We start from the raw sequence: 20,490 nt of genomic DNA, 5'->3' as shown, positions 1-20,490 counted from the left end.
GGAACACTCGCTGCCACCTACGAACGTCGGTTAACTCCCTGCCAGGTTCGCGATCGGGCCATCGGATGAGCAAAGGTGCGAAACGGTCGCCGCGCCGGAGAATTCATTGCTCCGTTTCGGGGCGGGACTGTTCTGCGTGGATATCGGGAACGGATACTGTCCCCCGCTCGGATTACGGGGAATTACGGGAAAATACGGGTCAGGCGCGCCGGAGGTCGTGGCGGGAACGGACGCCGCGTTTGCGGAGGACGTTCGCCACGTGCTCCTCGACCGTCCGGCGGGACAGGAACAGGACGTCGGCGATTTCCTGGTTGGTGCGGCCGTCGAGGACGAGCTGCTCGACCTGTTCTTCGCGGGGCGACAGCCCGCTGCCGGCGCCGCGGTGCTCGCGCGGGCGCACGGGGGCCGCGCTGCGGGTGCGGAGGTGCCGCTGGCAGCGGCCGGCGTCGATGGTGGCGCCCATCAGGTCGAATCTTTCGGCCAGCAGGCGGAGTTCGTCCTTGGCCGCGGAGTCGCCGTCCTGCCACCGGAGGAGCGCGGCCCGCTCGGTGAGCTGGCCTGCCCGGTAGTGGTGGCCGATCCGGGCGTGGGCCGCGGCTGCCGCGTCGTATGCCTCGGCCGCGCGGTCGCCGGCGCGGAGCGCGCGGGCGGCGAGCAATGACGCCTCGGCGAGCGGTGCGTACCGGTCCGCGAGCGCAGCTTCGGCGTCGGCGATCAAGCGGTCGGCGTCCGCTTCGAGTCCCGCCTCCAGAAAGGCCTGCCCGGCGTAGGGGAGCAGCTCCCCGCTCCACGCCCAGCCTTCCTTGCGCCGCAGGTATTCGACCGCCTGACTGGCTTCGCGCGCCGCCTGGACCGCGGCGTCACCGTCCAGCAGGGTGTGGATCAGCGCGCCCCAGGCGGCGATGGCGACCGGGGCGACGGCGTTGCGGAGGTCGGCCAGCCCCGCGCCCTGGAGGTTCCGGCGGCCCTCGCTCCAGTTTCCCTGCGCGATCGCGTACCAGGCTTTCACCAGCTTCAGTTCGCAGACGACCGGGTGCAGCCCGGGATAGGACCGTTCCAGTTCGTCCGCGCGCTCGTCGATCCGCTCCCAGCGCCCGGCCGCCCAGTCGAGCCGGATCTGAGTGGCTTCGGCACTGCCGACCACGAAGGACGCGCCCGCGCCGGTCGCCAGGTCGAGTCCGAGGTGCAGCAGTTCCTGCGCGCGTGCGGTGTCCCCGATCCAGGAATGCCCGTCGGCGAGGTTGCAATGCGCCCGCGCCAGCTGCTGGCGAAGTTCGGCGGTGGCCGCGAGGTCGCCGTAGGGTGCCAGCCGGTCCGCCTCGACGCGGTGTCCGAGATGGACTCTCGCACCGAGAACGTTGGCGAGGATCGGGATGTCCTCGGCCGCGGCTTCCTTGCCGCTAAGGGATTTCTCGGCGCGTTCGAGCCACGGAAGGTGGCGGCTGACGGGCTGGGCGCCGAGGTAGGGCGCGCACAGGAGGGACACGCCGCGCAGGGCGAGTTCGGGCTGTGCCTCCAGTTCGGCGACCGCGCGTTCGATTTCTGTCCGCCCGTGTTCGACCCCTCCGGCCTGGCGGACGAGGAGGAGCCCGTAGCCGAGGCGGACCCGGGCCCGGTCCGGGCGGGGCAGGCGCTGGTCGTGGAGCAGGGCCCGGAGCAAGCGCGCGTTGCGTTCCTGGTCGACCACCGCGGGGGCGAGCGCGCAGAACCGGCGGATCGCACGCAGCCGTTCCACTGTGGACAGCGAATCGTCGGTGATCGCGGTGCGCAGAATCGCCATGGCGGAGGCGGAATCGCCGACCTCGACGGCGTCCTCGGTGGCTTGTTCGCTTTGCGCCAGCCAAGCCCGCAGCGTTCCGCTCCGGCGCGCGTGCGCGACCAGCCGCCGCATCGGCTGGGGATCGCGCGCGTCGAGCATCGCGGCCGCCAGCTGATGCATCCGCTGCCGTCTCGGACCGGGCACAGTGTGGTACACGGCCAGCCGGTCGAGGTCCGCCCGGAAGCCGTACCGGTAGCCGCGGGATTCCGCGAAGTGCCCGTGCCGCAGCAGCTCCAGCACGTACCCGCGGACCCGGCGGGGCGGCAGGCCGCTGACCGAGGCGAGGGCTTCGGCGGTTTCGGGTTCCGCCAGCACGGCGGCGGCCTCGGCGACCTTCCGGGCGCCGGCGGCGAGGTCGCCGAGCCGGTCGGACACCCAGCTGGTCAGCGCGGCGGGCAGGGGACGGCCGAAAACGGCGTCGACGGCCTGCTCGTCGAGGGGACCGCGAACGGTCCGGCGCAGCGCGTCGAGGACCGGTCCGAAGTAGAGCGGCAGCCCGCCGGTGAGGGACTCGATGCGGGAAACCGCACCGGGACTGACGTTTCCGCCCGCGAGGTGCGCGGCGAGCGCGGCCGTTTCCTCCGTGCTCAGCGGGCCGAGCGGAATGATCGGCCCCGGGGCCAAAGCGGTGCGGGGCCGCGCGCCGGTCCGCCGGGTGCCGAGCACGGTCAAGTCGGGCGGGGGATCGCGCAGGACGTACCGCAGCAGGTCGAGCGACGCGGCGTCGGCCCAGTGCAGGTCTTCGATCAGCAGCACGCAGGCGCCGAGCCGGGCGAGTGCGCGCCGGATGCGCGGGAACAGCGCCTCCCGCACCGGGTCGGGCGGGATGGCCAGCTCGATCCCGGCATTGCCGAAGAGGGCCGTCGCGACGTGGTAGGGGAAGCGCTGGGACTCGGCGCCGCAATACGCGGTCAGAACCCGGTCGGGCCGGGTTCCGAGCGCGGCGAGGGCGTGCGCGGCGAGGCAGCTTTTCCCCGCTCCGGCAAGGCCTTCCACCACGATGAAGGCCGGCCTCGCCTCCAGCGCGGAGACCAGGTGCGCGCGCTCCGCGTCGCGCACCCCGGCGACGATCGGGGCAGTTCCGCACGGTGAACCGTTTCGCATGGACGTCCTTCGGCTTCGTCCAGCTGACCGCTGCTCGTGAATGATCAACATGCTATGACCCCTCCGGGTGAGCTGACACCTCCGGAAGTAGCGACCAGGATTGTCTCGCCCGCCTGGGGGAGGCGATCCGCGGGCGGCGCGGCCCCGTGTCGTTACGGGTACGGGTCCGGATTGCCGTGATCGTTTCCGGAACCGACGCTTCGGGAAACGGCCGGAGCGGGCCGCCGGGGAGGAAACATGGTTTCGGAGAACGAGGCGTTCGCCGAGGTCGCCGTCGCCGCGATGCGGGATCGCGCGCAGTTCGGCCGGTTCGCCAGGACGCTGGCGGGCGTCCGGTTGTTCGTGCTCGCGCCGGAATCGCCCGCGCTGCTGGCCGCGCGGACCCGCCACACCGACCAGGAATGGGTGGCGGCGTTCACGTCGGTGCGCGGGGCGTTCCGGTTCTCGCGCAAGTCGGATTTCCTGGAAATCAGCGGCGAGCATCTCGTGACGCTGCTGCCGTCGGGCGCCGGCCTGCTCGTCGACCCGGCGGAACCGCACGGCGTCGGCGCGCTCTTCCGCTTCTCGGCCCGGGAACCGCTGAACCGCGTCGGCGCCAAGGCCGTCAGCTCTCTCGCGTCGGCGAGCACTTTGTTCTGGTCCGCCAACATCGACCACGCGCTGGTCGTGTTGCGGCAATCCGCGCGCCCGCTGCCGTTCGACGCGGGCTGGAGGACGCCAGAGGACTGGGATCAGGTGCCGGGCGCGCTGCTGAGGGTCCGTCCGAAACCGACTGGGGCCGGGCCGAGCCCGCGCCGACACGGAAACGCGTGAGGTCCCTTTTCTCCGGGACGCCGGGTGACGGCGTGCTCCGCGCTGAGTGTCGTGGGCGGACTCGCCAAGAAAACGCCCCGGCCTCGATCCGCCGCGAGGGTCGAGGCCGGGATCCCGCGACCGCGCGCCCGAAAATAACGGCCGGCCCGATCAGAACTGCAGTGCCTCGTCCTTGTCCGGCGCGGGCAGTCCGCTCGTCCGGCCGCTGTCGTCGAGAACCAGCTGCAGCCGCTTGAACGAGCGGAGGCAGAACGCGCGGTCGGTGATGTCGGCTTCGGGGGCGGCTTGGGCGACAGTGCGTTCGAACTGGTGCAGTTCGCGGACGTCGCGCAGCCAGGCGAACAGCATCAGGTTGTTGCGTCCGGTCGTGGTCAGGCAGGCGCGGATCACCGGCAGGACCGCGAGTTCGCGCGCGATGCGGTCGAGCGCGCCGACCGGCGCCCGGGCCCACAGGATCCCGGTTTGCGGCCAGCCGGACACCTGCTGGGAGATTTCGCAGCGGAACGTCGCCCGGTTTTCCGCGATGAGCCGGTTCAGCCGGCGCCGGGCGGTGGCTTCGCTGACGCCGATCTTCCGGGCCAGGTCGGTGGCCGACATCCGGCCGTTCGCGGCGAGCGCGCGGACGATCCGCTGTTCGTCCGGGCGGACCGGGCCGCCGCCGGGCTGCGGCTCCGGGCGCGGGCAGGCGGCCTGCAGCGCGTCCCGCTGGGACGGCGACAACGCGCGCAGCCGCCATTCGCCCGCGTCGCTGTATTTGCCGGTGACGATTTCGGTGCGGGTGGCGACGATGCCGTCGAGGGTGGCGAGCGAATCCGACACGTAGTGCGACACCGCGGCCGGATCCGGGCCGACCACGCTCGCGACCAGGGAGCGCGCCCCGGTGGTGTGGTGGACGCTGACCACCTCGTGGTGCCGGACGAGCTGTTCGGCGACCTCGGTCACCTGCGCCCCGGCGACCTCGATCTCGAGGTAGGCCATGACGCGGTCGGGGACGGGCAGCCCGAAATAACAGCTGACCCACGCCAGCCCGGCGTCCTCCAGCCGTTCCCAGCGGCGCGCGACGGTCACCGGGTCCACGTCGAGGACGCGGCCGACGACGCTCCAGGTGGCCCTCGGCCGGATCTGCAGGCAGTTGATGATCAGCAGGTCGAGCTCGTCGACGGAATTCTGCGTCACGGCGCTCCTCCTGCCCGCTGTCCTGCCGCGGCCGGTCCGCGGTGACGGATAACTGAGATTCTACGGCCGGATCGTGTCCGGCTCCGACACTTGTCGCCATTGTCCACGTATCCACGCGAGGAGCGGCGATGACCTCTTCGACCCCCCGTCTCGGCCGGCCAGGGCTGTCCGGTCCGCGGGCTTCCGCGGGCGGCGCCAGCCTGCGGTCCGTGGTCGGTTTCCTGATCTGCGTCGAGCTGGTCAGCGGCATGCTGCAGGGCTATTACGGACCTTTGCTCGCCGGTCTCGGCGCGAGCCTGCACGTCGGCGCCGGCCCGTTGAACTGGTTCGCCAGCGTGCAGTTGCTGGCCGCAGCCGTCTGTGTCCCGGTCTTCGCCGCGCTGGGCGACCACTTCGGACACCGGCGGCTGCTGAGCGTCGCGGTGTGGAGCGTGGCCGCCGGTTCGCTTCTGGTGGCGGTGGCCCCGGCTTACCCGGTGGTGTTGCTCGGGCGGGTGCTGCAAGGGCCGCTGGCCGCGTGGATCGCGCTCGAAATCGCTTTGGTGCGCGACAAATCGGCCGGGCCGCGGGCGAACCGCGCGATCGGCCTGCTGGCCGGTTCGCTCACCGCGGGCCTGGTCCTCGGCGGGCTCGTCAGCGGGCCGCTGGAAGCGCTGCTCGGCGGCCTGCGCCCGGCGCTGGTCGTGCCGGTCGTGCTGACCGCGGCGTGCGGCCTGGTCACGAAATTCCTCATCCCCGAATCGTCCGCGCGCGCTGTCCGGAAGATCGACTGGACCGGTGCGGCCGGCCTGTCGGTCGCGCTGACCCTGGTGCTGCTCGGCCTGTCGCAGGCGAGCCGGGCGGGCTGGGGCGCGGTTTCGACCTTGGCCGCGCTGGGCGGCGGGCTCGTCGTGCTTGCCGGCTGGGTCTGGTGGGAGCGGCGAGTGCCGGGGCCGCTCGTGGACATGCGGTTGTTCGCCAGCCGGGCGATGTGGCCCGCGATGCTCGCGACACTGCTGTTCGGCGTCTGCTTCTTCGGAAACCAGGTCCCGCTGGTCACCTTCCTCGCGACGAAACCCGAGGCGGCCGGGTACGGGTTCGGGCTGTCCGCCAAAGCGACGTCATTGGTGCTGGCGCTGAATTTCCTTGCCGCGGTGGCGGGTTCGGCGGTGTACGGCCGGATCGCGACCCGCGTGGGACCGCGCGGCGTCCTGTCGACCGGAATCGGGGTGTCCGCCGCGGGTTTCCTGAGCATGGCGCTCCTGCACCACACCCTCGGCGCGGTGCTGGCCGCGCTCGTCGCTACCGGGCTGGGCATGGGCCTCCTGCTGGCCGGGCTGCCCGCCTACATCTCGGGCACCGCGCCGGCCGACCAGGTCGGCATCGCCTCCGGGACCTACAGCACGGTCAAGGTGCTCGGCGGTTCCGTCGCCACGGCGGTCGTCGGCGCCCTGCTCTCCAGTTTCCTCTCCGGCGGGGCAGGCGGGCCCGCGGAGACCGGATACACGGTCGTCTGGGCCGTGTGCGCCGGCTGCGCCGCACTGGGCCTGCTGGTGCTGGCGCTGGCCTGGACCCGGCGCGAAAACCCCGCTCCCATCGAGAAATGAGGACCCCTTCCATGCCGAACGGCGGGACCATCCGACTGGTCAACGTGCGGATCATCGACGGCACCGGCGCCGCGCCGGTCGAACGCGGCGAAATCGTCGCCGCCGACGGGCGGCTGACCTATGTCGGCCCGCGGCGGGAACACCCCGTCGGCGCGACCCCGGTGCACACCGTCGACGGCGGCGGCCGCACCGTGCTGCCCGGATTCTTCGACACCCACGTCCACGTCACTCTGTCCATTGAGGACGGTCCGCGCGCGATCATCGCCGATTCCGGCAGCTACGCGGCCTACAAGACCGCGCAACGCCTCCGCGCGACGCTCGACGCGGGCATCACCACGATCCGCGATCTGGGCGGCCTCGACCACGGCACCCAGCGCGCGCTCGCCGAGGGCCTGATCACCGGCCCCCGCGCCCGGATCGCGGTCGCCGTGCTGTCGCCGACCGGCGGGCACGCCGACATGACCCTGCCCAACGGCCGCGCGATGCCGATGGCGGAGGGTTCCGGGCTCGGCGTCGTGGACACCGACGACGACGTGGTCACCGTGGTGCGCAGGCTGATCCGGTCCGGTGCCGACGTGATCAAGGTGTGCACGACCGGCGGGGTGTCGAGTCCCACCGACCAGCCGGACGACCTCGGGATCACCGCACGGCAGATCGCGCTGATCCGCGGCGAGCTCGACCGGCACTCCCGGCCGCGGCAGATCGCCGCGCACGCACAGGGAACCGCCGGGATCCTCGCGGCGATCCGCGGCGGCGTCGACAGCGTCGAGCACGGGTACGAGATCGACGAGGAAGGCATCGATCTCATGCTGGAGAAGGGAACCTGGCTGGTCCCGACGCTCAGCGCGGCCCTGCGCGTGCCGGACCCGGCGCTCGTTCCGCCGTACCTGTACGAAAAGAAGGTCCGGTGGTCGGCGAAGGCGCGGGAGAACGTCGCGAAAGCCTTCGCCGCCGGGGTCAAGGTCGCGCTCGGCACCGACGTCGGCGTGTGCCCGCACGGCCGGAACCTGCTGGAACTGGCGCACATGGTGGAACTGGGCATGTCGCCGTCGGACGCGATCGTGGCGGGCACCGCCAACGCCGCCCGGCTGCTCGGCCTGTCCGACGAGCTCGGCACTCTGGAAGCGGGCAAACTCGCCGACCTCGTGGCGGTGTCGGGCGATCCGCTGAAGGACATCTCCCTGCTCGCCGACCCGGACGCGATCGAACTCGTGATCAAGGAAGGCTCGGTGGTCAAGGACCTCCTTCCGGCGGAACCGGTCGGCGCCGTCCGCAGCGCGTGACAGCCGGTTCTCGCTAACCGGGCGCGTCCGCCGCGCCGGGACGGACCGTCTTGACGTACCGGTGGACCGGGACAGCCACGGTGCCCCGCCGGGTCGGAGCTTGGTGGACGACCGGCCCGGCGTCGCGCCAGCCCGACCGTTCGTAGAGGCGCCGGGCCGTGGCGTTGGCGGGCACGACCGCCAGCCACGCTTCCCGGTGCGTCTGCGCGATCAGGCGTTCGGCGGCCTCGAGCAAGGCGGACCCGACCCCCATGCCGCGCGCGGACCGGTCCACCGCGAGCTGGATGACCTCGCCGTCGGAGGTCCCGACGATGACCAGCCCCAGCAGGTCTGATCCGCCGTTGTCGGCGACCAGCGTCGTGTCCAGGCGGTCGGCCGCGAAACTGGCGAAGTGCCGGGAATCGCGCGCCGCCATGAGTTCGTCCGGCACGCGGCCGCGGTGGCCGTCGAGCCACGCGGCCTCCCACACCGCGGCTATCCGAGGCAGGTCGGCCGGTTCCGCCGCACGCACGACCGGCGCGGACGAGGTACGCGTCATGGGACTGCCTTCCGTCGATAAGCGTCACTGGCGTAAGCTCAATACGCCAGTGACGCTACTGAACGGGAAGGCTGGCGAGCAAGTGCGCCTGGACGCCTACGCCGACACCGGGCTGACGGTCGCGGTCGAGCTCGTCAACCGCCTCGTCCTGCACCCGGACACCGACAAGTCGGTGGCGCTGGCCGAAATCCTCGCTGTCGACCCTCCGTCCGCGGCGCACCTGACCGACCGGGACACACCCGAATTCGCCGCGCTGGCGAACGAATTGCGGCTGGTGCTCGACTCCCTGCGCACCGCCGACGAAGACCACGCCGCGGTCCGCCTCAACAAGCTGCTTTCCGCCCACCCCGCGCACCCGCATCTGGCCCTTGAGGACGGTCGCTGGCGGCTGCACCACCACCCGGCGGAAACGGCCTTGGTGCCGATGTGGTCGGCGATCTGCGCGGAAGCCCTCGCCCGGTTCCTCGCCAACGGCCACGCCCGCCGCATCGGCGCGTGCGAGGCACCGGGCTGCGGACTGCTGTTCGTCGACACCACCCGAAACCGCATCCGCCGCTTCTGTTCCACCGCGTGCCAGGACCGGGTCAAGACCGCCGCGGCGCGCCGCCGAGCCCGGGACTGAAACCGAGCGAGACGGTGGTCAAGGCACCCCCGCCGAAGAGCGCATCGCGCTGATCGTCTTGGTGATCCGGTGGCTGACCATCGCCAGCAGCCCGGCGTACTTGTCCACATCAGCCCGGAACGTCGGCGCGGTGATGGACAGGGCTCCGGTGGTGAAGCCGGTCGCCCCGGTCAACGGGATGGCGACGCTGGCGTAACCGACGCGGGTCTGCTCGTACTCGACCGCATAACCGTTCGCCTTGGCCCGCGCCAGTTCGTTCAGCAGGACGCCGGGTGCGTTGACCGTGTGCGGCGTGCGACGTTCGAGCGGCGACGCGAGCACTTCCTCGACCAGGTTCCGCGGGCCGAACGCGAGCAGCACCTTGCCGGTCGCCGTGCAGTGCATCGGCATCCGCCCGGCGACCCGGGACGGGCCAGCGGGTCGCTGCTCGAATCGACCGGCACTGGGGTCTCGATCGCGGTGTACCTGGCGGCCGCGTCGGCCGTCAGTTTCGCCGCCGGGTTCCTGATCCGGCCCGGGCGGCCCGGTCTCCGTGTCGATCCGCCCGGCCGCCAGCGGCCCGCGAACTGAAGCCGGTATGCCTGAGCATCGCGGCGAACGGCGGCGCGGGATTCCTGGCCGAGGCAGGCGTCCGGGTGCGCGTGCCCGGACGCCTGCCGAGTCCTTTGCAGACGACGACGCGACGGAACTGTTCGCTTGCCGATTCTGCCTGTACGGCCCGGTGAACGAGATCGCGGCGCGGCTGGCCGAACTGACCCGCTCCGGCGTCTCGGGGTTCTGCTGCCCGCTGCCGCCGTCGTGGCGGTCGCGGAGGGTGGGGCGGGGCGAGATTCGCTTCGCCAGCCGGTCCCCGTCTCAGTCCGCGGTGTCGGCAGCGGCGCGCAAACCCAGTCCGGTCAGCCACTCGATCAGGTTCGCGCGCTGGGTGCCGTCGGTCGATGCCGCGTCGATCAGGGTGCCACGGCCGTAATCGGGCGTGAACGTCACGTCGGCGCCAAGCCCGACGAGACGTTCGGCCGCCCGTCGCTGCCCGCCCGCGCAGGCATGCCACAAAGCCTGATCGAGCGCGTCCTGTGCGGGGGCACTGCCGGCGATCAGCTCTTCCATCCGGTCGAGCAGGCCGAGCGCGGCGGCGTGCCACAGTTTCTCGACCCGCGCACCGCGTTCCACCAGAAGGCGTGCGACATTCCAGCAGGCGTAGCCGATCGCGTTGTCGAGCGGCGTGCCGATCGATCCGTCGGACGCTTCGAGGTCCGCGCCCGCGTCGATCAGCACTCGCGCGACGGCCGCGTCGTCGCTGCTGGCCGTCCAATGCAGGGGAGACTCGCCGCCGTCCGGGCGCGCGTTGACGTCGGCACCGGCGGCGATCAGCAGTTCCGCGATGCGCGGCCCGTTGGGGAAGTAACCCGGCCAGTCGCTGACGACGTGCAGCGGCGTGCGCCCGCGGGCTGGCCCGCCCAGCCGGCAGGCGGCCAGTTCGGGATCCGCGCGCAGCAACTCCGAGAGCCGGTCTGTGTCGCCTTCGCGGATGGCGAGGAAGATACTCAGCTGGTCCTCGTCCGTCGGCATCGCGCCTCCTCTCCGCAGCCGGGCGTCGGATTGAGGCTACTCGCCCGCGGATGCCGTCGGCCGCCGAGCGGCGGGGAAGCGATAACGCGGGCTACAGCCAGTCCCGTTTCTTGAAGGACACATACAGGGCGGCGGAAAGAATGACGATGACCAGTGTGGACGTCCAGAAACCGGCTGTGGTCTGGAAACCGGGATAGGGCACGTTTTGGCCGTAGAAGCCGGTGACGGCGGTCGGGATGGCGATGATGGCCGCCCAGCTGGTGACTTTCTTCATGATCGTGTTGAGCCGGTTGCCCTGGATGTTCAGCTGTGTTTCCCGGATCGTGGTGACCAGGTCGCGCAGCGATTCCGTCCATTCCGACGCGCGCAGCACGTGGTCGTAGATGTCCTGGAAGTAGGGCTGCAGTTCGGCGTCGACGAGGTGCATGTCGCGGCGCATGACCGTGTTGACGACCTCGCGCATCGGGAGGACGACGCGCCGGATCCGCACGAGGCTTTTGCGCAGCGCGAACGAGCGCCGCTGCATGTCGGCGTAGCGGGGGCGTTCGTCGAACACGAGATCTTCGAGTTCCTCGATCTGCTCGTCGAGCGCTTGCACCACCTCGAAATGACCGTCGACGATGTGGTCGAGCAGTCCGTGCAGCAGGAATCCGACGCCGTTTTTCGCCAGGTCCGCGGCCGAGTCCCAGCGGGCGACGACCGCGTCGATCGGGAAGTTCTCGTCTTTGCGGACGGTGACCAGGGCCTGACCGGTGATGAAGGCGGCGAGTTCCGACACGAGCAGCGTCCCGTCGGCGCCGAGCGCGGCCGAGTAGGCGGTCAGGAAGGAGTGGGAGTCGTACCGGTCGAGTTTCGCGCGCTGGTGTTCGTGCACGGCGTCTTCGACCGCGAGCGGGTGCAGGCCGAGTTCTTCGCTGATGGCCGCCAGGTCTTCCTCGGTCGGAGCGCAGAAGTCCAGCCATACCGTCGTTTCGGGGTCGGCGAGGTAGTCGGAGACGTCCGCGACCGGGATCCCTTCGGCCGCGAGCACTCCGTGGCGGTACACCCGCGTGCGTGCCATGACGGGCCCCGCTCAGACGGAGAGCGCCCGGCGACCGGCAAGGGCACGGGAAGATGTCGCGGCGTTCAGCACTTCAGCAGCTCCAGACGGATCGTCGAACCGGCCCGGTCACGGCGACCGGACCTCTGGCGACCCTCCCCGAGAGTTGCTGTGAGGACACTGAGAACGGGGCGGCCTGGTGGGGCGAAGCGAGGTTTCGGCGCGGAGCCGGCGGGAAACACTGCCGCATGCCCGGACCGCAGTGGTTCGGCGACGAAAGGATCCCGCGATGAGTGTCGGCGACAAGGCCCGGAACAAGGCAGAAGAGCTGAAAGGCCGGGCCAAGGAAACCGTCGGCAAGGCGACCGGCAACGAGCAGTGGGAAGCCGAAGGCAAAGCCGAGCAGGGCAAAGGGAATCTGAAGCAAGCCGGGGAAAAGGTCAAGGACGCGGTCGAAGGCGTCGTCGGCAAGTGACGTCCGGCCCGCGACCGCAAGGATTGTCGCGGCCCCGCCGCTGCCGTTCGCTGACGTGCGGCCGAATCAACCGGGAGAAGAGAACATGCTGGCATTGCTGGGTTTGCTGTTGGTGATCTGGGTCGCGTGCATCGTGGTCGGGATCGCGGTGAAGGGATTGTTCTGGCTGCTGATCATCGGCGCGATCCTGTTCGTCGCCACCGCCGCGGTCGGTTTCGTGAAACGCGAAGCACTCGGGCGCGGCAAGGGCTGATCCCGCCTCGTCGGCCCCGCTCGCGCCGCGTTCCGGTCCAGAGTGGAGGTTCAGGACGGAGGGGCCCCGACGGCGCACGGCGTCGGGGCCGCCGCGGTACCAGCCCCTCTAGCGGTCGGGTGCCGAAGGAAGGCCTCCCGCGCTTGCCGGGCGGGATTCCGTGCGCGGAACAGCGACGAGCAGGCCCTCGTCGCGCCGGTCTGTCGAAGCTTGCTGCGCGGTCGAAGCACGAAGTCGCTGACCTGAGAAGAGGGCTCCGGGTGCTCCCGGGAAGGCGTCCCCACGGGTTTGTCAGGCTTCTGAGCTGCGGGTCTGTGCTGCCGGGTGTTCGCCCTGCGGTTCGGTGCGGACTCTGCGACGGCAGCGACCAGGGTGCTCCGTTTCGCAGGCCGTACGGCTTCTCGGGCCTGCGTGCGGATTCTGGTGGTGCTGCGGCCGCGATCATCGTCGTCTCTTGCCCGTCCGGCAGGGTCCGCCAGCCGCCGACCGGCGTGTCTTCAGCCGATTCCGGTCACCCGGAAGGATGATCCGATTCGTCCGGACGGCACCGGCGTGGTTAGCATCGCGCGCCAGCATGGCTGGCGAAGGAGGACAGGACACCAGGTGAACCGCTTCCCGTGGCCGGTGCTGGGCAAGGCTCGTTACTGGCGGACCGTCCGCATCGGCGGCCGGGCGTTCCTGCTCGCCGCGGCCGCGATTTTCGGGGTCGTCATCAGCGGGGTCGTCACGCCGGGCACGGCGAAGGTCTTCGTGGAGACTTCCGACCTTGAGCTGTCCGCCTGGTATGCCGGGCTGATTCTGCTGCAGACGCTGATCTGCCTGCACGGGCTGGTGTTTCGCGCGGCCGGGATGTCGTTCCGGCAGACGTGGCCGCTGACTGTGCTGAGCACGCTGATCGCGGCTGTCGTCGCGATCGCCTTTCACGCCGTGCAGATGCCCTCGGGTTCCATCTCCATGGTCGGTCTGCTCTTGCTCATTCTGGTCCGCAGCGAGTGGGTCTGGGCAGTCGCGTTCGGCATCGGTCTTTTCACGATCGGACTGCTCTGGTGGTGGTCGTTGCCCGAATCGGTGCAGCCGGACGATTACGCGATCGCGCAGGGAGCGGTCTTCGGGATCGTCGGTGCGATCGCAGTGCGGGCCACCTCGTGGCTGGCCATCCGCACGGCCGAACTCGCCGCGGCGAACGCCGAGATCGCGCGGCTGACCGTGCACCAGGAACGCACCCGGATTTCCCGGGACCTGCACGACCGGCTCGGCCACAATCTCGTGTCGATCATGCTGCGCACGGAACTCGCGGAGCGGCTCGCGGCGGCGGACCGCCTCCAGTCCGAACGGGAAAGCCGGGCCGCGCACCGGCTGGCGCGGCAGACCCTGCAGGACATGCGCAACATCGCGCACGGCACCCTGGTCGCCGACCTGGACGCCGAACTCGCGGCGGCGATCGACCTGCTGGAGTCGCGCGGAGCCGTCTGCCAGATCAGGATCGGCGAACAGCCCGAGGGCGCGGCCGCCGAAGTGCTGGCCTGGGTGCTCCGGGAATCCGTGACGAACATCCTGCGCCACAGCCAGCCCGTGAACTGCACGCTGGAGCTGGTCCGGATCGGGGACCGGTTCGAGTTCATGATCGGCAACGACGGCCTGCTCTCCTCGGAGTCGGTGGCGCCGGGGCACGGGCTGGGCGGCATCGCCGAGCGGGTCGAGCGGATCGGCGGGACGTGCAGCGCGGAAAGCACCGGCGACCGCTTCGTGCTTCGCGTGACGCTTCCGGCGATCAGCCCGGTGCCGGAGGATGCGCCGGCGGACGAATGAGAGCGCTCGCGCCCGGCGTTCACGGCGAGCACACCCGCGCCTCACCCAGAGGGGTGTCGCACGGAGAAAAACTTGAAGCAGATTCACGTTTTATCTACGGTGTGGTTCTGCGGCCCAGTGCGGGGCCGCGCTTCGAGCCAGGCGGGAGGCGTGCATCCGATGCTTCGTCTACTGACATTCAACGTGCTGCAGCTTCCGCTGATCTCGGCTTCGCCTCGCGGCTGGCTCCGGGCGGGCTGGGCCGCCGAAGCCGTGCGCGCCGTCGATCCGGACGTCGTCGTGCTGAACGAGGCGTTCAGCCTCTCGTCCGCCGGGCGGCTGGCCTCGCGGCTGAAGCGGCACGGCTATCACGCGTCGCCCCAGATCGGCGCGCTTCGGGGCCGGCGCGAATGGGACGGGGCGGTGCCTCCGGTCTCGCCGCTGCGCACGCTGGTGGGCGGCGGGGTCCGGGTGCTGAGCCGGTACCCGATCCGGTGGTGCGGCCAGCATCTGTACAGCGCGGTCCACCGGAAAACCCAAGACGCGTTGTGCGCGAAGGGGGTCGCGCTGGCGGAACTGGACACGCCGGACGGCCGGGTGTGGCTGGCCGCGACCCATCTGCAGGCCGACGAGCCGCCGACGCCGCTGTCCGCGACACGTGCGGTACGCCTGGAACAGCTGAAAGAACTGCGCGAGTTCGTCTCGCGGACGGCACCGCCGGATGCGCCCGTTCTGCTGGTCGGGGATCTGAACGTCGAGTACTACGCGGCGGACGCGCGCGGCGTTCCCGGCGAGCGCGGCCAGGATCACGCCGACGCGGCCGAGGCGGTCGGCGGACGTCTCGAACCGGACAGCGACATGCACGAGCACACGTTCGACAGCGCGAGCAACCGCCTCGTGGCGCGCTCCCAGCCGGGCTATCGCAATGTGCTGGACTATGTGGGCTCGATCAACGAGAACGGCCTGCGGCCGGTCCCGCACATCACCACCCGCACCGTCCCGTTCCGGCCCCGCCAGCCCGCGAGCGACCACTTTCCGGTGCTGGCCAACGTGACACTGGGGCCGGCATGACCGCGGGCGTGGCGGAAACCGGCGGCCGGTCCGCTTTGGACGAACCGGTCCGCCCGGCCGGTCGCGTGTGGACGGTCTGCTGGGCGTTCGCGAACCTGGGGCTGTTCCTCGCCAACTACGGCACGCAGCAGATCTTGCTGCCGCGGCAGACCAACGCGATCGCCGGCGAAGGGAACGCCGCGGTCGTCGCGCAGAGCTGGGCCAACGCCTGCGCCGCGCTGGTGACTGTGGTCGTTTCGATTCTGGTCGGAGCGCTGTCGGACCGCACCCTGCACCGCACCGGCCGGCGGCAGGTGTGGATCCTGTACGGCGTCGTGCTGTCCGCCGTCGCGTTCGTGTTCCAGGGGTTGCAGCACGGCATCGTCGGCGTCGTCATCGGCTGGGCGCTCTTCACGGCAGGATCCTCCGCCGTCATGGTCGCGTTGTCCGCGGCGGTGCCGGACGATGTGCCGGTCAACCAGCGGGGCCGGGTCTCCGGCTATTACGCGGTGGGCACCGCGGTCGGCCCGTTGCTCGGGGTCGCGGTGGTGACCTTCCTGTTCACCGGAGTCTTGGACGCCTACGTCGGATTGGCTTTGCTGCTGTTGCTGTGTGTGCTTCCGTTCGGTCTTCGCGTCCGCGGAACGCCGTTGCGGCGAGCGGAACGTCCTCCGCTGGCTCTCCGCGCTGTTCTCGTCGGCATTTTCGCGCCGCTGCGCAGCGCGGATTTCGCCTGGGCGTGCGGACAGCGGGCGCTGATCAACCTGTCGAACGCACTCGCCCAGATCTTCCTGTACCAGTACCTGAAAGACGAGGTGCACGTCGATCCCGACTTCGGCACTCTGATCCTGATGGTGTGCTACACGGCCAGCATCGTGGTCGTCGCGATTCCGGTGGGCCGCGGTTCGGACCGCAGCGGGAAGCGCAAACGGGTGGTCGTGTGGTCTTCGGCCGTCCAGGGCGCGGCAGCGCTGGTCCTCGCTTTCGTGCACACCATGCCTGCCGCGATCCTGGGCGCGTCGCTTCTCGGAATCGGCTACGGCGCTTACCTTTCCGTCGACCAGGCTCTGGTCACGCAGGTGCTGCCGCGCTCCGAAGACCGCGGCAAGGATCTCGGTGTGCTGCAGCTCGCGAGCGCGCTGCCGTCGATCGCCGCCGCGGCTGTCGGCGGGGTCCTCATCACCTCCCCGGGCGGTTTCCCGTCGTTGTTCGTCGCCTCCGCGGTCACCGGATTGGCCGCCGCGTTCTGTGTGCTGCCGATCCGGAGCGTTTCCTGAGTTCGGGCCTGACCGCGCTGGCGGCGGCCGGGAGATATTCACGAGTTTTCGCTCTGCGGTGACATGGCTCGCCGATTCGGGCAGCCTGGAAGTACGCCCGCCGGTCGAACTGCTTTTCTCCGCTCGGGGAGCTGAGCATTCGGGGCGACCGGGCAGTCCGGCCGATGCGCGTGCCCCCAGCCGCGCATCGGCCGGGCACCCGCCCTGGCCGCCGGGCGAATGCGATCGGCTCCTGGTGACAATGCAGCCGAGAATTCCGGTATGCGGCGAGGATGAAATTTTGCCCCTCTTTTCCCGGAGCGCCGGGAAACTGTTGGCAATCTGTCAGCGGCTTCGTAGCCTGGGGATCCACCGAGACGGGGAGGTGTCGATGACTGCGGTCCAGCCGGATCCGGCGCAGGTCGGCGAGACGTTCGATTCGCTCAGCCCGGCCACCGACGAGGTCGTCGGGACCTATCCGGTGCACGCGGCCGAGCAGGTCAGCGCCGCTGTGGAGCGGGCGAGGGCGGCCGCGGGCTGGTGGGACGGCCTCGGTTTCGCCGGGCGCGCGGAACGGTTGCGGCGCTGGAAGGGCGTGCTGACCCGGCGGCTGCCGCAGTTGTGCCAGGTGGTGCGCGACGAGACCGGCAAGCCGATCGCGGACGCGCAGCTGGAGAGCGTTTTGGCGATCGAGCACATCGCGTGGGCGGCGAAGAACGCCCGCGAGGTGCTGGGCAAGCGGAGTCGCACGCCGGGGTTGTTGACGATGAATCACTCGGCCACGGTCGAGTACGTGCCGTTGGGCGTGGTCGGCGTGATCGGGCCGTGGAATTATCCGGTGTTCACTCCGCTGGGTTCGATCGCGTACGCGCTGGCGGCGGGCAACGCGGTGGTGTTCAAGCCGAGCGAGTACACCCCGGGTGTCGGGAAGTGGCTGGTGGACGCGTTCGCCGAGATCGTGCCTGAGCAGCCGGTGCTGCAGCTGGTGACCGGGTTCGGCGAGACCGGGGCGGCGCTGGTGGGTTCCGGGGTGGACAAGATCGCGTTCACCGGTTCGACCGGGACGGGCAAGAAGATCATGGCGGCTGCCGCGGACACGCTGACGCCGGTGGTGATCGAGGCGGGCGGCAAGGACGCGCTGCTGGTCGACGCGGACGCGGACCTGGAAGCGGCGGCGGACGCGACTGTGTGGGGCGCGTTCTCGAACTCGGGGCAGACCTGCATCGGCGTGGAGCGGGTGTACGTGCACGAGCGGGTGGCCGAGGAGTTCGTGGCGAAGGTGGTGGGGAAGGCGAAGCACGTGCGCGCGGGTTCGGACGAGGACGCGCAGTACGGGCCGATCACCATGCCCTCGCAGCTGTCGGTGATCCGCCGGCACATCGCCGACGCGCTCGCGCGCGGCGGGAAGGCGCTGGTCGGCGGGGTGGACAGCGTCGGCGACCGGTATGTGCAGCCGACGGTGCTGGTCGACGTGCCGGAGGACTCCGAGGCGGTGCGGGAGGAGACGTTCGGCCCGACGGTGACGATCGCGCGGGTGCGGGACATGGACGAGGCGGTGGAGAAGGCCAACGCGACCAAGTACGGCCTGGGTTCCACGGTGTTCTCGCGGGCGCGCGGGGCGGAGCTGGCGTCGCGGTTGCGGGCGGGCATGACCGCGGTGAACGCGCCGTTGTCGTTCGCGGGCATCGCGTCGCTGCCTTTCGGCGGGGTCGGCGATTCCGGGTTCGGCCGGATCCACGGCCCGGAGGGGCTGCGCGAGTTCGCCCGCCCGAAGGCGGTGGCCCGGCAGCGGTTCACCGCGCCGCTCACGCTCACCTCCTTCTCCCGCAAGGAATCCACGGACGCGCTGGTCGCCAAGCTGGTCACCGTCCTGCACGGCAAGCGCTGACGAGAGACCGACGCAGGCAGCGGGCCAGGGCTCCTGGTCTCCGCCGTGCCGGAAGCCGAGTGGTGAGGAGAAAAGCAGAGTGCGGGTCCGGGAAGACACGAAGAATTTTGGTCCGGCGCTGCGGAAAGCGGTGCCCGGCACAGAAATGCCAGGAGGCTTCGTCGCCGCCTATCTGGTTGCCGGCGAAGCCGCTGTGGTCGCGGCGAATGCGCTCCACTCGGCGGGGTTGTCCGTCGAACCGCATCGCGGCGGGCCCAGCCAGATCCCGCGATACTCGATTACCGGCTCCCGCAGGCAGGAAAGAGCGGACGCGCACCACCTTTCCGTGCGAGAGCGGCAGATCGTGGCGTTGATCGCCGTCGGCGGGGACAACCAGTCGATCGCCCGGGAATTGGGCGTGTCCGTCGACACGATCAAGGCCCACGTGCGCAAAATCTTGTCCAAAATGGGCGCGCGGAACCGTTCGCACGCAGTGCACATCGCCCATGAATGGGACATCCTGCGGTGACTCCCGGCCGGTCCGATCGGGGTCGAGTGAGTGGTCTCGTCGCGGTCGATCGGAAGGACCGTGGTGTTTTATTCGGTTGCCGGGCAGGTTCACGGGTCCTGGTCATGGCGGAACCAGTCGGTGAATACCCCGATTTTGCTTGAGTTTCGGTCCTGATCGACGTGGCGGAGGCTCGGAACCTGGGGGCGTCCAGCTTCGCTGTCGTCGACTCGTGCGCCGATCTTCCCTGCTTCGAGCGGCGACCGGAGGTGTCCCGGTAACACCCGGCCATCTTTCGCCGGACAAGGCGTACCCCGCGGGGCGGATCGGGCGCTCGACCGCGAGCTGGTCCGAGATGGTGCGGAACGACCTCGTCGTTTCCCGCGACCTGACGGCCCTCGAGTGATTCGTGCCGTTGCCCGGGGAGAGCCGATTTCCCCGAAAGGGTGGGGTGCCTGGGGCGCTTGCCGTTCCCGGCTGAACCTGGCGGCAAGATGTCGCGGCCGCACGAGCGACGTTTGCCTCCCTGAGGAATTTTGACCCGCCGGGGCCTGGCATGCGCTCGGGAAGCTCTGTCGCGCGGTGGATTTCGAGGGGGTCTCGAAGTGCGCGGGCGGCACAGACCGCCTGCGCACTCCTGCCCGCCGAGCGCTGGGACCCGTCCTCGCCCGCGATATTCGCCTGCCCAGGCCGGCGATCGGCGCTCTCGGCCTCTTCGCGATGGCTGGTGCGCACGCGCCCGCACCAGCCATCGCGATTTCCTCGTGCACCCCGAACCAGTCGCGAGGCCGCCCCGTCCGAATCCGTCGTAGCGGACGGCTTCGGACGGGGCGGCGGGTCGCGCGGCTGCTCCGGCAGGGGACGACGGTCAGGAGACCTTGATGGGGTCCGGGTCCCCGGGCTGGATGGGGGGATCCTCATGGGTGGGGTCGCCCGAGCCCGCCACGTTGATCAGGCTGGGGGCATTGGATCCCAGGCCGGTCCCCGCCGCGTGCGCGGCCGTGGTCCCGACGGTGGCGACCGCGGCGGCGGCGAGTGCTGCCCCGGCGGCGATTTTAACGAGCAGTTTCCGGTCGGTCACGGGTTACTCCTTCTGTATGGTTGTCCGGCAGAAGAACCAGGTCGTTCGTCAGCCGATTTTCTCATTGTCGTCCACCTGGAGAGTCAGGCCGTCCATAATTCCCTCCGGGTCCACGTCAGGGTCAAGCCTGCGCTGATCCTGGAGAGTCACCTCTTCGATGACGGACCCCATGGGAATGTTCTGGCCCGCGGCGTGATTTCCGAGAGCTTCGCTGAAGTCCTCCACGTCGTACACCGTCCCGCGGCCCTGATGGCCCTGATTGACCAGCCTGAAATGAAACCGGTGCGTTTCGCCGCGCGGAGTCCGGTACCTGGCGACCATGAAAGTCTGCCAGTCGGGCGGCAGGACGGCGATCAGGCTCGAATCGTCGGGATCGAAAGACCAGTGGCACAGCTCATCGGGATCGGTGCCCGCGCCCGCGCTCGGAGCGAAGACGGCCAGGGCTCCTCCGATCAGCGTGACCGATACGGTCCCGGTCAGGGAGTCAGCGCTGACTTGACCGCCGGTGGAGGTGTCTCGGTCTTTCCGTCGCGTCGTAACATTTTTTAAGGATTGCCATTGAGTCTCCATTGTTCATGCGTGCGGTGCACTCAGCTTGGGAACGACTCTTCTACGGTGCCTGCGCCGCGAATAACTGCGCATTACCGATGCTGCCACAGTGCG

Annotated in this window: 20 protein-coding genes; 12 read left to right on the top strand and 8 right to left on the bottom strand. The window is 70.2% G+C overall.

Annotated elements, in window-relative coordinates; genetic code table 11:
- Positions 1–199: 199 nt before the first annotated feature.
- Positions 200–2,923 (bottom strand): LuxR C-terminal-related transcriptional regulator, encoded by a 2,724-nt coding sequence (locus SSMG_RS23005; RefSeq protein WP_158688071.1) that lies wholly within the window; start codon positions 2,921–2,923, stop codon positions 200–202.
- A gap of 237 nt (positions 2,924–3,160) precedes the next feature.
- Here SSMG_RS23005 and SSMG_RS45530 point away from each other — a divergent pair, with 237 nt between their 5' ends.
- Positions 3,161–3,736, top strand: a complete 576-nt coding sequence (locus SSMG_RS45530; protein WP_037714565.1) for an SseB family protein — start codon at positions 3,161–3,163, stop codon at positions 3,734–3,736.
- A 150-nt stretch (positions 3,737–3,886) separates the two neighbouring features.
- On the opposite strand, the gene SSMG_RS22995 is transcribed toward SSMG_RS45530, so the two are convergent.
- Entirely contained in the window at positions 3,887–4,912 is a 1,026-nt protein-coding gene (locus SSMG_RS22995; protein ID WP_009079893.1) for an Lrp/AsnC family transcriptional regulator, read from the bottom strand.
- A 128-nt stretch (positions 4,913–5,040) separates the two neighbouring features.
- On the opposite strand from SSMG_RS22995, the gene SSMG_RS22990 reads away from it, so the two are divergent.
- Together SSMG_RS22990 and SSMG_RS22985 are read left to right on the top strand one after the other, a co-directional pair.
- Positions 5,041–6,498, top strand: a complete 1,458-nt coding sequence (locus SSMG_RS22990) for an MFS transporter (RefSeq protein ID WP_009079891.1) — start codon at positions 5,041–5,043, stop codon at positions 6,496–6,498.
- Positions 6,495–7,781 (top strand): amidohydrolase family protein, encoded by a 1,287-nt coding sequence (locus SSMG_RS22985; protein ID WP_009079889.1) that lies wholly within the window; start codon positions 6,495–6,497, stop codon positions 7,779–7,781. The genes SSMG_RS22990 and SSMG_RS22985 overlap by 4 nt, the downstream gene beginning before the upstream one ends.
- A gap of 13 nt (positions 7,782–7,794) precedes the next feature.
- On the opposite strand, the gene SSMG_RS22980 is transcribed toward SSMG_RS22985, so the two are convergent.
- Entirely contained in the window at positions 7,795–8,319 is a 525-nt protein-coding gene (locus tag SSMG_RS22980; RefSeq protein ID WP_009079888.1) for a GNAT family N-acetyltransferase, read from the bottom strand.
- Between the two features lie 49 nt (positions 8,320–8,368).
- Between SSMG_RS22980 and SSMG_RS22975 the strand changes: the two genes are divergently transcribed.
- The gene (locus tag SSMG_RS22975; protein ID WP_158688070.1) at positions 8,369–8,941 is read left to right on the top strand and encodes a CGNR zinc finger domain-containing protein; all 573 of its coding nucleotides are present in this window, start codon (positions 8,369–8,371) and stop codon (positions 8,939–8,941) included.
- Between the two features lie 18 nt (positions 8,942–8,959).
- On the opposite strand, the gene SSMG_RS22970 is transcribed toward SSMG_RS22975, so the two are convergent.
- Complete coding sequence (locus SSMG_RS22970) at positions 8,960–9,325, bottom strand: IclR family transcriptional regulator C-terminal domain-containing protein (protein ID WP_050788258.1); 366 nt, start codon at positions 9,323–9,325, stop codon at positions 8,960–8,962.
- Here SSMG_RS22970 and SSMG_RS45525 point away from each other — a divergent pair.
- Positions 9,320–9,511, top strand: coding sequence for a hypothetical protein (locus SSMG_RS45525; RefSeq protein ID WP_009079885.1), 192 nt, complete (start codon positions 9,320–9,322; stop codon positions 9,509–9,511). The two genes, SSMG_RS22970 and SSMG_RS45525, sit on opposite strands and share 6 nt — an antisense overlap.
- A gap of 285 nt (positions 9,512–9,796) precedes the next feature.
- Here SSMG_RS45525 and SSMG_RS22965 read toward each other — a convergent pair whose 3' ends face one another.
- Together SSMG_RS22965 and SSMG_RS22960 are read right to left on the bottom strand one after the other, a co-directional pair.
- Positions 9,797–10,510, bottom strand: coding sequence for an ankyrin repeat domain-containing protein (locus SSMG_RS22965; RefSeq protein WP_009079881.1), 714 nt, complete (start codon positions 10,508–10,510; stop codon positions 9,797–9,799).
- 91 nt (positions 10,511–10,601) lie between these two features.
- A complete protein-coding gene (locus SSMG_RS22960; protein WP_009079880.1) occupies positions 10,602–11,570 on the bottom strand; it encodes a magnesium transporter CorA family protein in 969 nt (322 codons plus the stop codon).
- Positions 11,571–11,838: 268 nt separating this feature from the next.
- Here SSMG_RS22960 and SSMG_RS22955 point away from each other — a divergent pair, with 268 nt between their 5' ends.
- From SSMG_RS22955 to SSMG_RS42525, 7 genes are all read left to right on the top strand, one after another.
- On the top strand, positions 11,839–12,024 hold the full coding sequence (locus tag SSMG_RS22955; RefSeq protein ID WP_009079878.1) for a CsbD family protein: 186 nt from the start codon (positions 11,839–11,841) through the stop codon (positions 12,022–12,024).
- Between the two features lie 85 nt (positions 12,025–12,109).
- Positions 12,110–12,277: a hypothetical protein gene (locus tag SSMG_RS45520; RefSeq protein WP_158688069.1), complete on the top strand. Its 168-nt coding sequence runs from the start codon at positions 12,110–12,112 to the stop codon at positions 12,275–12,277.
- Positions 12,278–12,688: 411 nt separating this feature from the next.
- A complete protein-coding gene (locus tag SSMG_RS42530; protein ID WP_158688068.1) occupies positions 12,689–14,086 on the top strand; it encodes a sensor histidine kinase in 1,398 nt (465 codons plus the stop codon).
- 159 nt (positions 14,087–14,245) lie between these two features.
- Positions 14,246–15,136, top strand: coding sequence for a sphingomyelin phosphodiesterase (locus SSMG_RS47100; RefSeq protein ID WP_009079873.1), 891 nt, complete (start codon positions 14,246–14,248; stop codon positions 15,134–15,136).
- Complete coding sequence (locus SSMG_RS22935) at positions 15,133–16,392, top strand: MFS transporter (protein WP_009079871.1); 1,260 nt, start codon at positions 15,133–15,135, stop codon at positions 16,390–16,392. The genes SSMG_RS47100 and SSMG_RS22935 overlap by 4 nt, the downstream gene beginning before the upstream one ends.
- Positions 16,393–16,762: 370 nt before the next feature.
- Positions 16,763–18,259: an aldehyde dehydrogenase family protein gene (locus tag SSMG_RS22930; protein WP_009079869.1), complete on the top strand. Its 1,497-nt coding sequence runs from the start codon at positions 16,763–16,765 to the stop codon at positions 18,257–18,259.
- Between the two features lie 145 nt (positions 18,260–18,404).
- A complete protein-coding gene (locus SSMG_RS42525) occupies positions 18,405–18,767 on the top strand; it encodes a helix-turn-helix transcriptional regulator (RefSeq protein WP_158688066.1) in 363 nt (120 codons plus the stop codon).
- A gap of 847 nt (positions 18,768–19,614) precedes the next feature.
- On the opposite strand, the gene SSMG_RS22920 is transcribed toward SSMG_RS42525, so the two are convergent.
- Positions 19,615–19,827: a hypothetical protein gene (locus SSMG_RS22920; RefSeq protein ID WP_009079865.1), complete on the bottom strand. Its 213-nt coding sequence runs from the start codon at positions 19,825–19,827 to the stop codon at positions 19,615–19,617.
- Between the two features lie 48 nt (positions 19,828–19,875).
- Entirely contained in the window at positions 19,876–20,397 is a 522-nt protein-coding gene (locus SSMG_RS22915; protein ID WP_009079862.1) for a hypothetical protein, read from the bottom strand.
- Positions 20,398–20,490 lie beyond the last annotated feature (93 nt).

This window comes from Streptomyces sp. AA4 (genome assembly GCF_000158875.1).
In the GTDB taxonomy this organism is placed as follows: domain Bacteria; phylum Actinomycetota; class Actinomycetes; order Mycobacteriales; family Pseudonocardiaceae; genus Amycolatopsis.
The sequence above is the reverse complement of the archived record's forward strand: the minus strand, read 5'-3'. Positions and strand labels throughout refer to the sequence as shown.